We start from the raw sequence: 15538 nt of genomic DNA on the forward strand, positions 1-15538 counted from the left end.
TTTTTATTCCTCTTTTCTTATGATGCCTGGTAAACCAGCTTTACCTGTTCTCCCGGCTCATACTGTTCTCTGCTTCCTGCGTATACCGTAAATGTATCTTCCCCGCATTTTAAGGAATAATGGATCTCCCTGCCGCTGTACTGCCTGTTGGTTACAGTTGCCGGAATACCTTTTCCTTCTTTTACAATGTGAAACTGCTCCGGACGTACAGGAAACAGACCATGGTTTTTAAAAGCCTGTGCTACTTCCGGTCCATCATATATAAGGGACTGATCCATTACTTTAAAATAGGAATCATTCCATTGTCCTCTGACAAAATTACATTTGCTTACAAAGGACGCTGCAAATTCAGTCTGTGGATGTAGATAGATCTCCTCAGGTGTTCCTACCTGTTCTATCTTTCCATTTTTCATAATGAGGATACGATCTGCCATGGCAAGAGCCTCGCTCTGGTCATGGGTCACATAAATAATGGTCGCCCCGGTCATACGGTGAACATCCTGGATCACCCGGCGCATACTGATCTTTAATTCTGCATCCAAAGCACTTAAAGGTTCATCCATTAAAAGAATGGATGGCTTTCCCACAATGGCTCTTGCAAGAGAGACTCTCTGCCTTTGTCCACCGGAAAGTTCTCCCGGATACCGGTCTTCATAAGGCTTTAATCCCATATTTTCAATGGCTGCATCTACGGCTTCTTTTTTCTGTGCCTCTGTCAGGTGTTTCTGCTTTGGACTCTTCATTGGAAATTCTACATGCTGGCGCACTGTCATATTGGGCCACAAAGCAAATGACTGAAATACCATTCCCAGGTCACGCTGCTCTACCGGAACCATTTTTCCATTTCCGGAATAGATCACATCATCCATCCGTATCTTTCCCTCTGTAGGTTTTGCAAATCCGCCGATCGCCCGCAAAAGAGTGGTCTTTCCACAGCCGGAAGGTCCTAAAATAGCCAGAAACTCCCCATTTCGTATTTCCAGATCAATGTCATTAAGCGCCAGTGTTTGCCCGAACCTCTGGGTTATATGCTCTAAATAAAGACTCATGTTCTTTTCCTCTCTTCTTTTTTTCTGCCGGTTTTAAAGCCACCAGACAGTAACCTGTAAGAACCATTACAACGATCACAGCTGACATAGCTGCCGACAGATTGTAATCTCCAGACTGCTGGAAGTTAAAAATAGTAAGTCCTATGGTCTTTGTTCCTGCACTTGCAAGCATAGATGACAAAGTAAGTTCTGTAAGTGATGATACAAAGATCAAAAAGGAACCGGATAAAATAGGACGTACCAGCATAGGAAGCAATACCTGCTGCCAGAGAGCTCTTTTGCCTCTGCCACAGGCACGTACTGCTTCTTCCAGTTCCGGGTTCACAGACATAAGAGCTGTGGTGCTCTCTTTGATCTGAAGGATCAGATATCTGGTTATATAAGCGATCACCAGGATCCATATGGTTCCGTATACTCCCGGACGGATCCCGGGAAGCGGCTCTACCCAGTGGAAGATCATTGCCAGAGAAAGAACGATACCTGGAATGGCATAGGTCAGAGAAGCACATTTTTCCATGGTCACAGCCCCTTTACTGTTTCTTCTCACTTTCATATAGGCTGCTGCAGTTCCCACAACAATACAGACTCCACAAGTCACAAGTGCCAGAAGGATACTGTTTCTGACAGCGGCAAGAACACCTCTGTTTGTAAATACAAAAGCAAAATTTTTAAGGGACAGATTATCCAACGTCATTTTCAGGCCATATGTTTTTAAAAATGCGCTTTTTATCATTACCAGAATGGGAACCAGATTTAATACACCTAATGTTCCCAACAGCCCCCATTCTAATAGCCTCCGTTTTGGTCCTTCCAGCTCAATACGTACCGAATAATCTTCTTTAATGCTTTCTGATTTTCCATTTTTTCCCACTAATGCTGTTTCCATCAATGTACCGCCTACTGCGATCACAGATAAAAGAACAGAAAGAGCAGCTGCCAGAGGGAAAGCGTCTGGTCCAAATCCAATTGCTTTTTCATAAATATAGGTGCTGAGCACCGGGATGCCAGAAGAGATACCTAAAAATGCCGGCACAGAGAAGTTATCAATGGCTGATAAAAACGCCAGAAGCCCGCCTGCAATGATCGCAGGAAGCACCTGCACCAGATCCACATGGATCAGTGTATAAGAAAGACCAAATCCGCAGGCTCTGGAAGCCCATTCCAGGTCTCTTGGAATACGCCGAAGCATATGGATCACGCTCATGTATACAACAGGGATGTTGCAGATACCGATCACCAGTAAAATACCGCCAATGGAATAAATATTCACCGGACCGATCCCCACGGCCCCAAGGATCTGGTTTACGATCCCTTTTTTACCTAAAAATCCGCTCCAGGAAAGAGTAATAATATAAGAGGGGATAATGAAAGGAAGCAGCACCAGTAATTCTAAAAGCCTTTTTCTTTTTATATTGGTATAAGCTGCTGCCAGAGCCAGTCCGCTTCCTGCCACGATGGCGATCATGGTAGAGGAAGCAGCGATCAGGATCGTATTAAAGATCGCTTCTCTGGTCCGTTTTTCCTGTAACAGGACCTGATAATTAGAAAGTCCATAACCATCGCTTCCTTTCAGGCTCATAAACAGTAAACGGACGATCGGCGCTATAAATACCAGGAAGACTCCCAGGTAAAACAGCAGCAGACCTGTACTGCCTAAGACTTTTTTATGTTTCATAACAATGCTGCCCCTTTCTGCCTGTATACCTGCTGTTACTGGAAGATCTCAGAAAATTTCTCTTTATCTGCGTCACGGCTGCTGTAAAGTTCTTTTGTATCAGCACTGATGGTCTTGATCTGATCAATGGATTTTAATCCTTCTGGTGCTGCTACACCCTCTTTTACAGGTGTATAACCAATAGAAGCTGCCAGTTCCTGTCCTTCATCAGAAAGAACGAAATCTACAAATGCTTCTGCTGCTTCCTGGTTCCTGGAGTCTTTTAACACACCAATTGGTTCGGTAATGGCTGGTGAACCTTCTTCCGGATAAACAAACTCTACCGGGGCACCATCATTTTTAGAACGGTTTGCCATGTAATCGACCAGGATACCGCAGGACTTTTCTCCTGCCACTACTGCCTTCTGTATTGCTCCGTTTCCTTTATCTACTGTAATTCCGTTATCCTTTAATCCCTGGAAGAAATCCCAGCCTAATGTTTCATTGCGGCTGAGTACCCCCAGATTGTAAGCTGCTGCACCGGAATACAACGGGCTTGGCATGATCACTGCATCTTTAAATGCCTCTCCTGTCAGATCTGCAAATCCCTTTGGCGCATCTTTTACCAGATCTGTGTTGTATGCAATACCTGTTGTGATCACCTTTGTTCCTGTATACATATGGTCTTTATCAATGTATTCTTCCGGAATGCCTTTCAGTTCCGGTGACTCATAAGGTAAAAGCATATCCTGTTCTTTTAAAGTTTCAAATGTAACACTGTCTGCTACTAAAAGCACATCTGCCTGAACAGCACCTGCTGTCTGCTCTGCCAAAACCTTGCTGACTACTTCTTCTGTTCCGGAACGGAATACATCTACTGTTACATCCGGGCACTCTTTGTTAAAGCCATCGATCAGCTTCTGTGCATCTTCCTCCGGCTGGGAAGTATATAATGTGATCTTTCCGGAAACATCTTTCTTTTCTGCCTCTGTGGAAGCTTCTGTCGTCTCTGCCTTTGCCTGTGTAGCCGGTTCTGCTGTGGTCTTGGCAGGCGCTGCTGTTGTTTCTGTTTTATCAGTCTGTCCGCTGCATCCTGCAAGTCCCATAACTGCTGCTGTTGTTAAGATCAATGCCATTTTCTTATTCATTTTTAAAGTCCTCCGTTTGTTTTTAAAAAAGCTGTATTCTCTGTAAATATATGAAAATCCCTGCTGTCATCATAGCCTTCTGTTACCAGAGGGAGTCCATATGCTAAAAGTTGGGGAAGCATTTCTTTAAATGAAAAATCGCCGTTTCCTAAAGGAGTATGGTAACATTTTCCTTTCCGGTTGCTGATATGGATCTTGGAGATCCGTTTCAGCTGGTCTAATATGTGAAATGGTTCTTCTTCGCTGTCACAATGTGCTATATCCAGAGTATAAAAAAACTGTTTTTTTCTGCTTCCTGCTGCTTCTTCCATACTCTGTGCATCTGTTACAAATTCTTTTGGGATCTTTTCCATGATCTCTAAAGAAACATCTACTCCGATCCGGTCAGAAAGCCTTCCGATCTGTTCTAACGAGTCCTGAAGAAGTTTCATGCTCTCTTCTCTTCGTCCCGGAAGTGTCATATGTCCCGGATGAACTGTCAGTTCCATTGCTTCTAACTCTGCTGCCAGCCTCATAGATGCTTCCACCTGTTTTATGGACATTTCCCGGATCCCCTGATTCATGGAAGCCAGATTTAAATCCCAGCTGCAGCTGTGTACACAGGTTCTTAAAGGGTATAATGCCTGAAGACGCAGATACTCCTGTGTGTCATACCCTCTTGCAAAAAACTGCTGCGCCCAAAGTTCGATTCCATCAAATCCATTGTCATATACCCGCTGGAACATTTCTTCCAGCCCGGCATTCCAAAGCAGAGTCGATGAAACAAATATCTGTTTCATATCCATGCCCCTTTCCTGTTGAACTGTTTGCATTATACGGTCTGGAATGTAAAATTCAAAAGCAGGGAAATGTAAAATATGAGTAATATTTTTCATTTATTATAATTATGAAATTTTATTTGCATTTATGATCACCAAATGATAAAATAACTCATATAGATGATCATTTTCAGCCATTCAGATCAAAAAAGGAGTTGTATTCTCAGATGCTTCAGGAATTATATGAACAATATAAAGATACATTTTCAAAATCGGACCATAAACTGATACAGTATCTTCTGCGAAACGAAGAACAGCTTCAGTATCTCACTTCAGAAGAACTTTCTGCACACACAGGCATCAGTCCTGCCACGGTTTCAAGATTTTGGAAAAAAATAGGATTTCAGAATTTAAAAGAACTGAAAATAAAGCAGCGGATCCAGGATACCGCTACTCCCAGTTCCCGCCTTACTTCTGCACTGAAGCGTTTTGAAGAAACCGCTTCCCTTACAGAAGACCTGAAAATGCATTTTGGAAATAATACAGCAAAAACGCTGGACCGTATGGATCCAGCACTTCCAGCCCGTGCAGCAGACCTTTTACTGCAGGCACAGCATGTTTATATCTATGCCCCGGATGCTTCCTGCGGACTGGCATCCATTTTTTGTTATCGCGCAAGACGATTGGGGATCCAGCCTGTTCTCTTAGAAGGTGGATCTGCCATTTATGAATATATGGTCAACATTACCGGCAATGATCTGGTCCTTCTTTTCAGTTTCTCACGTCTTTTAGGTGAAACACGGATCCTTTTAAATCACTGTAACAAGATAAACTGCCCGGTTATCCTTTTTACAGACCTTTTTGCGACTCAGGAAGAAATGCCGTCCAGACTGACTTTTTACTGCTATCGCGGCGAACCAAATGAATATCATTCTATGACGGTTCCTTTACTGGTCCTTGATCTGATCATTTTAAATCTGATGCAGGCAAGCAAAAACAGTCTCACCTCCAGCCATTATCTGGAGAAACTGCGGGCCGAATATGCACAGATCATACGGAGATGACCTCAGCCATTGACAAATCACCGTTTTTGTGCCTATTCTATACTTATAATGTAACCATAATAAATACAGATCCACAAATGATCATAAGGGGGAGTACAACTATGAAAAAGCCATTGGCTGTTCTTATCACTGCTTTCAGTCTTTCTTTGGTACTTACGCCTGCATTTACCGGAATATCCGGAAATCTGATTATAGAGGCTGAGGCACATCAAGGCCGGACTGATGCAAACGGCGGACATCATGATTATAAAAACAAAAGCGGTCTTGGAAGCTATCACTATCACTGCGGAGGCAATCCTGCTCATCTCCATCCAAACGGGGTCTGCCCTTATGCAGGCGGTTCTTCTGGTAATTCCGGCTCAGCTGGTGGTTCTTCCTCCAAAAATCCGTCTTCTTCCGGAAATCAAAATCAAACAGAAACAGCAGCCGCTCAGGTTTCTACTGGTTGGCAGAAAGATGATCATGGCTGGTGGTACCGCCTTTCTGCAGATACCTACTATGCTGACGGTATAGCTGACATCGACGGCGCCACCTATCTATTTAACAGTGACGGCTATATGCTTACCGGTTGGCAGCAGTTAAATGGACACTGGTACTATTTTAACGCAAGCGGTGCCATGGTAACTGGCGGACTGACCATAGATGGGAAATATTACTACTTTGACTCTGACGGCGTACTGGACGAGACCGATTACGATGCCGTAGATGAACCAGGAGACGAAACATCAGATGATGACACAGAATATGACTACGATTATGATTACGACTTAGAAGAATATTAACAGGCAAAGCACAAACTGTCGCAGGTTCATCTCAAACAGATGTTCCTACGGCAGTTTTCACTTTTTACATAAAAGCATATAGGATTCCTCTGTACCTCTTTTGAAATTCAGTCGAATTGACTACGATATAAGATACTTAATAGAAATAGATTCTGCCATTCAGGCAAAACGGCTCACATGATATGAGCCGGACTTTTTTATTCATAGAATTTATAATCATTGATCTTTATTTTGGCCATTAAAAACCAAACTCCTGCAATAACTGTTCCAGATATACAGGATCCTTCAGTGCACGCTGCAGATCATCTGCACGATCCGATGTCAGAAGGCAGGAATATAATTTATTCAGTCTGGTAGTAGCTTCTGCACGGCCTTTCTGTAAGCCTTCTGCACGACCTTCCTGTAAGCCTTCTGCACGACCTTCCTGTAAGCCTTCTGCACGACCTTTCTGTAAGCCTTCTGCATGGCCTTCTGCCAATCCTTCTGCCCACGCTTCTTCCCGGATCTCATCTGCATGTTCCTGAACATACTCTTTCATATACTGTTCAAACATCATATAGCGTTCCCCCATCTTCCGGCTTCTTTTGATCTGGCGCATGGACTCCTGAAGCCGTTTGACCAATGCATCTTCATAATCAGCTTCACTTCCAGCCAGATCAGCCTTAACAAAATCAAGTAATGCTACCAGTTCCTTTGGTATTTCCTCACGATTTTTTCCATTTGTATTAAGAAAAACAGTGCAGACTCCGTCACCAAATACATTTCCCGTTTCTTCACAGTATCTGCGGATGGTATAACGGCATTTTTTCTGCCCCAGGGGATCAAAGTTACAAATGAAAATGACATATGTGTCTGCCAGCTCTCCATAACTTTTCCCTTTTTCCAGCATTTCCACATCCATCTGACTGTGGTAATAACGGCTGCGTTTTTCCAGACTGTCTTTTTTCACCAGCTGCATCTCAATATCATAATGCGTCCTGTTTTCATCTTTTGCAAATACGTCCATGCGAATACTCTTACATTCCGGATTGAAAAAGAAACCATGTTCTGTGCTGATCTCAACTCTTTCAATCTGGATCTCCAACACACGTTCTAGGAAACATCGGCAGTTTTCTGCATCCATCATAACAGCTGCAAACATAAAATCGTCATGAAATACCAGTTCTTCCAGTGTTTTTTTACTCATTTTATTCCTCCATATTACAGAGGAATCCTATACTGGTAGATTATCATAATTTTCCTGTACATGCAATGGAATTCCCAAGAAAAATTATCCCCCTCCATTAAATAATGGTACGGTTGTACCCCCAAAAATCTTTCAATAAGTTTTTTTGACTTTTCCATATAAATTGCTTATGCTATACTGTAGTGAGCGTGCAAACACACACATTGAACACGGCGCGAAAGGAGCCTATCGTGAAATTCGCAGTTACAATCGTTACTTACAACCGACTGGAATTATTAAAAGAATGCATACAGCAGGTTCTGTCCCAGACAGTTCCCTTTTCTTATATTTGTATTGTAGACAACCACAGTACAGATGGTACTTCAGAATATCTGGACCAGCTGGCGGCTGGAACTGAAACCGTTTTCCCAAACGCCGGAAAACCGGAGTTTCACATCCTCCATCTTCCGGAAAATATCGGCGGGGCCGGCGGCTTTGCAAAGGGACTGGAAGATCTTGGAAAAACAGACTGTGACTGGATCCTGATCATTGATGATGATGCCATGATCGCAGCAGATTATATAGAACAGCTTCAGAAAGCCATTTTAAAAACAAACTACCTGGCTTATTCCGGCACTGTAACTACTGCCGGAGCCATTGATACCACCCACAGACGTTTCATCCAGTGTCCAAGACTGATGTTTTATAAGCCGGTACCGGAAGAGGAATATGCCAAAGCTTCTTTTGAATACGATATCAGCACCTTCTGCGGCCTGTTGGTAAACGCTGACATGGTACGAAAGATCGGCCTTCCAAAAACAGAATATTTCATCTGGTTCGATGATACAGAATACTGTCTGCGGTTCCATGACCAGTCACGGATCTTAAATGTGACTACAGCTGTTTTAAACCACAAAACAGCCCCCGTTGGTTCCGCCCCGGTCATCAGCTGGAAAAATTACTATGGTTTCCGCAATGCCATTGACATAGGAAAGACCTATTCCAAAAATCCACACCTGTATATGGCATATATCTGGCTGAACCATAAAGCCCACATTTTCTTGGATACCTTCGGGCTTCTGCTTGGAAACCAGAAAGAAATGCGCCGTTACCGCATCAAAGTCTACAAAGATGTCCTTAAAAACCGCCATAAAAAACCAGACGGAATATCCCCGGATTACCTGCCTGGAAGCGGATACAAATCATAAAGGAGAAAAACGCATGCAAGCAATCATCCTGGCTGCCGGAATGGGAAAACGTTTAAAGCAGCTGACACAGAATAATACAAAATGTATGGTAAAGGTAAACGGTGTTCCCCTGATCAACCGCACCTTAAACCAGTTAGAACAGCATAACCTGTCCCGGATCGTTATTGTTACCGGATATGAAGGCCAAAAACTTCGAGAACATATTGAAGGTCTGCATATCAAAACACCGGTTGTCTTTATTGACAACCCGGTCTATGACCGCACCAACAATATTTACTCCCTTTTCCTGGCAAAAGACTATTTATTAAAAGAAGACACTCTTCTTTTAGAGTCTGATATCATCTTTGAGGACTCTGTATTAAACAGCCTTACTGATGACCCAAGAGACAGTCTGGCACTGGCTGCCAAATATGAGTCATGGATGGACGGAACCTGTCTGGTCCTCTCTGACCAGGACGATATCGAAGCCATGATCCCAGGCAAAAAGTTCCGTTTTTCCGATACCGAACATTATTACAAGACCGTAAACCTTTATAAATTCAGCCAGGAATTTTCCAGGACACACTATGTTCCTTTTCTGGAAGCTTATACAAAAGCACTTGGAAATAATGAATACTATGAACAGGTATTGAAGGTTCTGGTAACTTTAGATGATCCAGGCATCAAGGCAAAACGTCTGGATGAGAACCAGCGCTGGTATGAAATTGACGATATCCAGGATCTGAACATTGCTGAGTCCATTTTCGCACCGGAAAAAGAGCGCACTCACCTGATCCAGAAGCGTTTCGGCGGCTACTGGCGCTATCCAAAAATGCTGGATTTCTGCTATCTGGTAAACAGTTATTATCCGCCGCAGAAAATGATGGATGAGATCAAACATAATTTTGATGTCCTTGCAAGACAGTATCCATCCGGAATGGCTGTAAACTCTCTCCTGGCCGCCAGAAACTTCTCCCTCCGCCAGGATCAGATCGTAGTAGGAAATGGCGCTGCAGAACTGATCAAAGCCCTTATGGAGCGTGTAAAAGGCAATCTGGGCGTGATCCGTCCTGCCTTTGAAGAATATGCAAACCGCTGTGACAAAGAAAAGGTCATTGCATTCGTTCCTCAGACAGAAGATTTCTCCTATAATGAAAATGATGTGATGAACTTCTTTGAAGATAAGAACCTTGACTGCCTGGTATTAGTTAATCCGGACAATCCAACAGGCAATTATATCTCCCGTGAAGGTATGTTAAAACTAGCCCGCTGGACAAAGAAAAAAGGCATCCGCTTCCTTGCAGATGAGTCTTTCGTAGACTTCGCAGAAGAAACAGAACCTACCCTTTTAGTGGAAGAACTGTTAGATGAAAATCCACATATGATCGTGGTAAAGAGCATTTCCAAGTCCTACGGTATCCCGGGACTGCGCTTAGGTGTCGCTGCCAGCGGCGATACGGACCTGATCGGACAGCTGAAAAAAGATGTTGCCATCTGGAATATCAATTCCTTTGGTGAGTTTTATATGCAGATCGAAGAGAAATACAGAAAAGACTATGCCTCTGCTTTAGACAAGCTTCGCACAGAGCGGGCCCGTTTTGCGGAAAAACTTGGCAGTCTCCCCGGTGTCCGCATCTTCCCATCCCAGGCAAATTACCTGATGGTGGAACTCACAGGCGAAAATGTCAAAGCCACAGAGATAACAGAGCTTCTTTTAACCCGCTATAACCTGTTTATCAAAGACCTGTCCTCCAAGATCTCCAGAGATGACCGCCAGTTTTTACGGATCGCCATCCGGAATGAAGAGGAAGATGATGTGCTGGTAAAAGCACTTGAAGAAATTTTAACTCACTGATCTGAACAATAACAATATAAAACCACTTTTAATCAGCTAACAATCAGCGGACGCGCCACTGGCGCCTCCTCGATATGCTTGGCAACAAAAAAGACCGCCCGGACCTGTTCATTATCCAGTCCAGACGGTCTTTTCGTTGTATTTACAACCTATTAATTCTTTTTCTTCTTATAGTCTCCCCATGCATACATAACCAGTGCCAGAGCGATAACTCCGTAGGAAATGAATACACGGAAGTACTCACCGATCGCAGCGTCACCAAACAGGTTCTTTCCTGCGGATGGAGCTACGATGAAAAGTAAGTGGAACAGGATACAGCCAAGAAGCGCCTGTCCGTTGGTTGCCTTTTTAATGGATGCACCACCTACCAGAATGGCTGCACCTGCGTACAGACCCACCTGCTCATGGGCACCGTAAGTCTGGAAGGAACCCATGTTCTGAACGAAGATCAGCTGTCCCCAGCCAGCCAGTACGGTAGAGATCACGATAGCGATCACGCGAACGCGGTCCACATTGATACCGGAAGCATTTGCAACGGTGCGGTTCTGTCCAACAGCACGGAACTGCTGGCCGATCTTTGTTTTCATCAGGGCATTGTTAAAGATACATAACAGTCCTACAACAAAGAAGGTAACCATCGGTACAGTGACCATGGAGAATATATTCTTTACAAATGGAAGCTGTGCTACTACGATAGTAGCCACGCAGATGCCTCCATAAGTAAATGCTTTTTTCTTCTCCATTTTCTTCCTTGCAAACAGGACCATGGCGCCCACTGCAATAATACCGCAGATAATAAGAACAGCTGTGCTGAAGGAAACTCGCAGCAGACCATCTAAAGCATATTTAAAACCACGGTCTGTAGAAAGGTCGATGGTATTTGCAACACCGGTAGAACCCTTGATCACCAGACCCGGAGCCTTTAACGGGATCAGGTTGCCGAAGATAAACAGGAACAATAACTGATATAATCCGTTTGCAAAGTAACCTAAGATCAAACCACCGATCATTTCCTGGCCCTTCATCTTGTTCATCAGTTTACCAATGAGGAAACCGAAGAAAGCTGCGATGGGCATAGTCATAAGCATGGCAACCAGAAATCCTGAAAGACCGCTGATGCCCCATTCGATCACCCATAAAGCGGCGATCTGTGCTGCCATGGCACCAATGGTGATGGCAAAGTTGATACCCATACCGGCAACGATCGGAATAATAAGGGCCAGTACAATAAATGCGTTTCGGCTTAAACGGCCGAATAATTCATACATTACATAAGAAACTGTCTGTCCGGAGCAGATGAGTCCGATGATACATAATACCACGAACATGACGGTAACTGCATTTTTCTGCAGGATTTCACGAATATCCCATTTACTACGCACGAGACTCACCTCCTGACTTTGTAAGTGCGTACAGAATGATTCCATTGGAGATCAGGATACGCAGTGTTTCGGAAATAGTGGAACCAGGTACTAATACGTTTGCAACCGGCATTCCCAGTGTTAAAACACCCTGGAACAGGAAGGTACCGATGAGAACATGGCTGATCTTGCACCGGCTTGTAGACGCACCGCCGATAAGGATAGCAGATGCTGCGATAAAGCCCATCTGGCGAGGTGCTGTATACAGCTGCATAAAGCCGTAGCTCTGGGAATATACCAGAATTCCCACCGCGCCAAGTACGGTTGAAAATACAGTACCTGTAATACGCATCTTGTCAACATTGATACCTACAGACTCTGCAAAACGAGGATTGTTTCCTACTGCCTGCATCGCCTGACCGGTACGGCTGCGTGAAAACATCCATACAATAAAGCAGCTAAGTGCCATAAATAACAGCAGTCCTGTCGGAATGGTAAAATCGCCGATCTGGAATGCCAGGAAATCATTTAAGATATGGCGGAAGTTGGTTCCGTCCAGACCAATGGTATTTCTAAGACCGGTTCCTAATGGCCAGCGAAGCTTCAGGGACTTAAACGGCAGTACCAGCCATGCAATACACATTAAAGATACGATGGAAAAACCAACGTAGGTGGTAACAGACATTTCAGAACCTTTTAAGCGGTTTAACATAAGTGCATACAGATAACCGCAGACAGCTGCCAGAGCGGAACCTGCAACAATAGCGAAGAGGAAACCTCCCCATCCTGGAATACCAAACTCAATGGTTAAAAGACCACCGATCAGACCTGCAACCAGACCAATGGGAAGACCCAGATTCAGGCTGATACCGCACTGGATACCAGGAACCATTGCCAGAACCATGATGGCATTCATTCCCATTCGTACAACTGTATTACTTAACAGAGTAGAAAGAGAAAGATCATACCATAAGGTCATAAAGCAAAGTAAGATAAAGAATACACCGATGATCACTCTTGGAATACCAAGTTTTGCAACCAGCCAGCTGTTAAACAGTAAAAGTACAGTCAATACTAAAAGGGCAAAGCCTAAATAAACCAGGTCATCTGCGTGACGGATGATCCGTCCTTCATTTGTCTCTTTAATATTACTCTGTTCAACGTAACGGTCATACTGAGTGGCAAAACTGTCACCGGACTGATAAAGGATGCCTTCTACTGTCGCTTCCAGTGTTTCTAATGCTTCATCCGTCAATACCGGATAGATCTTTTTCAGCTCTGCGCCTACATTTGCATAAGTTGCCTTTGCTTCTTCCTGCTTTTCAAGCATTTCAGGAGTTGCCTCAAAACCGGACATATCAACTACTACTTCATCATCTTCCGGGATCTCTTCTCCTGCTGCTGACATTTCTTCATGTTTCTTTTCTAAAGCTGCCTCTGCCTCTGCATAATGTGCCTCTTCATAAGCAGCGCGGGCCTGAGCCTCCACCTCTGCATAGGCCTTTACAGCCTCTGTATATACGTCAACAGCTGCAGAAAGACCGGTTACATCAATACCGGAAAGATCACTCTGGGCGCCATTTTCGTATTTTGCTCTTGTTTCTGTTTCTGCCTTTTCTACTGCTTCACGGATAGCTGCCATACCGCCGCCGGATGCCTTGGCTGCCGCCTGTGCTTCCTGTTTCGCAATGGCTACGTAACTTTCCACTACGCTGTCGCCGGTAGCACTGAGCAGTGTCTGGATACGCATGGTACGAAGGATCTCCTGACCTGCCGCCCCATTCTGCTTAGGCATATTTATAAATCCTAATACCATACAGAAGGCTGCCGCTACTGCACAAAGAATGGCAAGGAGTCTCTGGATCTTATTTTTCGTCATTCTTCTGTTCCCCCTTTCTCTATATGTTCGGACGGTTTAATGCCGGACATGGCCAGACCATAATCTGCGTCTGGTGCCTGTGGAGATAAGATGTCTACCAGTTTGCCTTCTGAAACAATGGCAATACGATCAGAAACACTCTTAAGCTCCTGAAGTTCTGAGGAAACAATGACAACGGTCATTCCCAGTTCCCTGTTTAAACGCACCAGAGTCTCTAACACCAACTTTTTCGCGCCGATGTCGATACCTCGGGTAGGTTCGGAAACAAACAGGAATTTCGGAGACATGCACAGCGCCTTGGCAATACATACCTTCTGCTGGTTACCACCGGATAAAGTACCGGAATGCTGGGTCGGTCCAAAGCAGCGGATGTCCAGGCTCTTTATGTATTCTTCTGCGGTTTCACGGATCTTTTTGCTGTCGATCTGGGTAAATGGTCCGAATTTCTTCAAATATTCCCCTTTGATCTGCATGGCGTTAAATACGATATTGTCTTCAATGGAACGATCTAATAAAAGGCCCACACCTTTACGGTCTTCAGAAACCATGGCAACACCTGCGCTTAAAACAGATCTGGTATCTTTAAAGTTTAATTCCTGTCCGAACAGTTCTACCTTTCCCTCTGCATCATAAAGTCCCATGATACCATTGGGGATACCCAGTTTTCCCTGACCTGCCAGACCGCCGATACCGAAGATCTCGCCCTCGTAAATATCCACAGATAAGCTATTTACCTGCTCACCGGGCATATCTACATGAAGATCATGGATGCTCATAGCCACTTTTTCACTTGGAACCGGTCTTGGGGCTGCCTCTACCATTGCTTCCCCTTTTCGGCCTACCATCAGTTCCGCGATCTCACGGATACTGGTTTTTGCAGTTTCTCTTGTTGCTGCCAGCTTTCCGTCTCGCAGGATGGTAATGTTATTAGATGCGGCCATTACCTCGTCCAGACGATGGGTAATAAAGATAATGGCAATACCGCTTTCAGAGATCTTCTTCATAACGGAAATAAGCTGGGCTGCCTCACTCTCCGTAAGAACAGCAGTGGGTTCATCAAACACCAGAAGTTTTACACCTGTTTTATCGATCTCTCTTGCGATCTCGATAAACTGCATATATCCAACCGGCATTCCATGGACCAGCGTTTTTTCATCTAAATTCATTCCTACGTCATCCAGAGCCTTACGGGCATCAAAAGCCATAGCCTTCATATCCAGGCTTTCCAGGTTCTTTCCCAGAAGGCGGCTTACCGGATTGGGATTTGTGATCTCACGATTTAATTTGATGTTTTCCGTAATAGTAAATCCCGGAAGAAGCATAAATTCCTGGTGGACCATACCAATGCCCTTTTCCATGGCGTCATAAGGAGAATGGATATGTGTTTCTTCCCCATCTAAAAGGACCTTTCCCTCAAAACCGCCTGTGCTGTGGATGACCGGCATACCAAACAGGATATTCATCAGAGTAGATTTACCAGCTCCATTTTCTCCTAACAGTGCATGGATCTCGCCTTTTTTCACGGAAAGAGACACGCCATTTAATACGGTATTTTCACCATAATGCTTGGTAATGTCTTTCATCTCAAGAACATATTCTTTTTCTGTGTTCATTGAAATTCCCCTTTCTGTCAGTT

The 15538-nt window shown here is 44.2% G+C and carries 12 protein-coding genes; 4 read left to right on the forward strand and 8 right to left on the reverse strand.

Annotation, left to right across the window (positions count from 1 at the left end; all coding sequences use genetic code 11):
* Positions 1-17: 17 nt before the first annotated feature.
* From DW251_RS02370 to DW251_RS02385, 4 genes are read right to left on the reverse strand one after another with little or no spacing between them, the layout of a single operon-like run.
* On the reverse strand, positions 18-1049 hold the full coding sequence (locus tag DW251_RS02370) for an ABC transporter ATP-binding protein (protein ID WP_021869339.1): 1032 nt from the start codon (positions 1047-1049) through the stop codon (positions 18-20).
* Entirely contained in the window at positions 994-2724 is a 1731-nt protein-coding gene (locus tag DW251_RS02375; RefSeq protein ID WP_118300104.1) for an iron ABC transporter permease, read from the reverse strand. Before DW251_RS02375 ends, DW251_RS02370 begins: the two co-directional genes overlap by 56 nt.
* A gap of 35 nt (positions 2725-2759) precedes the next feature.
* On the reverse strand, positions 2760-3851 hold the full coding sequence (locus DW251_RS02380) for an ABC transporter substrate-binding protein (RefSeq protein ID WP_118300105.1): 1092 nt from the start codon (positions 3849-3851) through the stop codon (positions 2760-2762).
* Positions 3852-3853: 2 nt separating this feature from the next.
* Positions 3854-4630 carry a sugar phosphate isomerase/epimerase family protein gene (locus tag DW251_RS02385; RefSeq protein ID WP_182433558.1) on the reverse strand — a complete coding sequence of 259 codons (777 nt, stop codon included), beginning with the start codon at positions 4628-4630 and terminating at the stop codon, positions 3854-3856.
* A 206-nt stretch (positions 4631-4836) separates the two neighbouring features.
* On the opposite strand from DW251_RS02385, the gene DW251_RS02390 reads away from it, so the two are divergent.
* Positions 4837-5673: a MurR/RpiR family transcriptional regulator gene (locus DW251_RS02390; RefSeq protein ID WP_118300107.1), complete on the forward strand. Its 837-nt coding sequence runs from the start codon at positions 4837-4839 to the stop codon at positions 5671-5673.
* A 101-nt stretch (positions 5674-5774) separates the two neighbouring features.
* Positions 5775-6455 (forward strand): YHYH domain-containing protein, encoded by a 681-nt coding sequence (locus DW251_RS18470; protein ID WP_118300108.1) that lies wholly within the window; start codon positions 5775-5777, stop codon positions 6453-6455.
* Between the two features lie 238 nt (positions 6456-6693).
* Here DW251_RS18470 and DW251_RS02400 read toward each other — a convergent pair whose 3' ends face one another.
* Complete coding sequence (locus DW251_RS02400) at positions 6694-7641, reverse strand: Rpn family recombination-promoting nuclease/putative transposase (RefSeq protein ID WP_118300109.1); 948 nt, start codon at positions 7639-7641, stop codon at positions 6694-6696.
* Positions 7642-7871: 230 nt separating this feature from the next.
* On the opposite strand from DW251_RS02400, the gene DW251_RS02405 reads away from it, so the two are divergent.
* Complete coding sequence (locus DW251_RS02405; RefSeq protein ID WP_021869346.1) at positions 7872-8828, forward strand: glycosyltransferase; 957 nt, start codon at positions 7872-7874, stop codon at positions 8826-8828.
* Between the two features lie 13 nt (positions 8829-8841).
* Positions 8842-10662, forward strand: a complete 1821-nt coding sequence (locus DW251_RS02410; RefSeq protein WP_118300111.1) for an aminotransferase class I/II-fold pyridoxal phosphate-dependent enzyme — start codon at positions 8842-8844, stop codon at positions 10660-10662.
* A 152-nt stretch (positions 10663-10814) separates the two neighbouring features.
* On the opposite strand, the gene DW251_RS02415 is transcribed toward DW251_RS02410, so the two are convergent.
* Genes DW251_RS02415 through DW251_RS02425 form a run of 3 tightly spaced genes read right to left on the reverse strand, consistent with a single transcriptional unit; the run spans position 10815 to position 15515 of the window.
* Positions 10815-12044, reverse strand: a complete 1230-nt coding sequence (locus DW251_RS02415) for an ABC transporter permease (protein WP_243034852.1) — start codon at positions 12042-12044, stop codon at positions 10815-10817.
* Positions 12037-13902: an ABC transporter permease gene (locus DW251_RS18165; RefSeq protein WP_243034853.1), complete on the reverse strand. Its 1866-nt coding sequence runs from the start codon at positions 13900-13902 to the stop codon at positions 12037-12039. The genes DW251_RS02415 and DW251_RS18165 overlap by 8 nt, the downstream gene beginning before the upstream one ends.
* Positions 13899-15515: a sugar ABC transporter ATP-binding protein gene (locus DW251_RS02425; RefSeq protein ID WP_021869350.1), complete on the reverse strand. Its 1617-nt coding sequence runs from the start codon at positions 15513-15515 to the stop codon at positions 13899-13901. Before DW251_RS02425 ends, DW251_RS18165 begins: the two co-directional genes overlap by 4 nt.
* Positions 15516-15538: the final 23 nt, after the last annotated feature.

The sequence above is a fragment of the Clostridium sp. AM22-11AC genome (assembly GCF_003473545.1).
Lineage (GTDB): Bacteria > Bacillota > Clostridia > Lachnospirales > Lachnospiraceae > Enterocloster.

Excerpts from the sequence above, each read along its gene's own strand:
- DW251_RS02370 (WP_021869339.1), bottom strand. The coding sequence starts at position 1,049 with ATGAGTCTTTATTTAGAGCATATAACCCAGAGGTTCGGGCAAACACTG.
- DW251_RS02375 (WP_118300104.1), bottom strand. The coding sequence starts at position 2,724 with ATGAAACATAAAAAAGTCTTAGGCAGTACAGGTCTGCTGCTGTTTTAC.
- DW251_RS02380 (WP_118300105.1), bottom strand. The coding sequence starts at position 3,851 with ATGAATAAGAAAATGGCATTGATCTTAACAACAGCAGCAGTTATGGGA.
- DW251_RS02385 (WP_182433558.1), bottom strand. The coding sequence starts at position 4,630 with ATGAAACAGATATTTGTTTCATCGACTCTGCTTTGGAATGCCGGGCTG.
- DW251_RS02390 (WP_118300107.1), top strand. The coding sequence starts at position 4,837 with ATGCTTCAGGAATTATATGAACAATATAAAGATACATTTTCAAAATCG.
- DW251_RS18470 (WP_118300108.1), top strand. The coding sequence starts at position 5,775 with ATGAAAAAGCCATTGGCTGTTCTTATCACTGCTTTCAGTCTTTCTTTG.
- DW251_RS02400 (WP_118300109.1), bottom strand. The coding sequence starts at position 7,641 with ATGAGTAAAAAAACACTGGAAGAACTGGTATTTCATGACGATTTTATG.
- DW251_RS02410 (WP_118300111.1), top strand. The coding sequence starts at position 8,842 with ATGCAAGCAATCATCCTGGCTGCCGGAATGGGAAAACGTTTAAAGCAG.
- DW251_RS18165 (WP_243034853.1), bottom strand. The coding sequence starts at position 13,902 with ATGACGAAAAATAAGATCCAGAGACTCCTTGCCATTCTTTGTGCAGTA.
- DW251_RS02425 (WP_021869350.1), bottom strand. The coding sequence starts at position 15,515 with ATGAACACAGAAAAAGAATATGTTCTTGAGATGAAAGACATTACCAAG.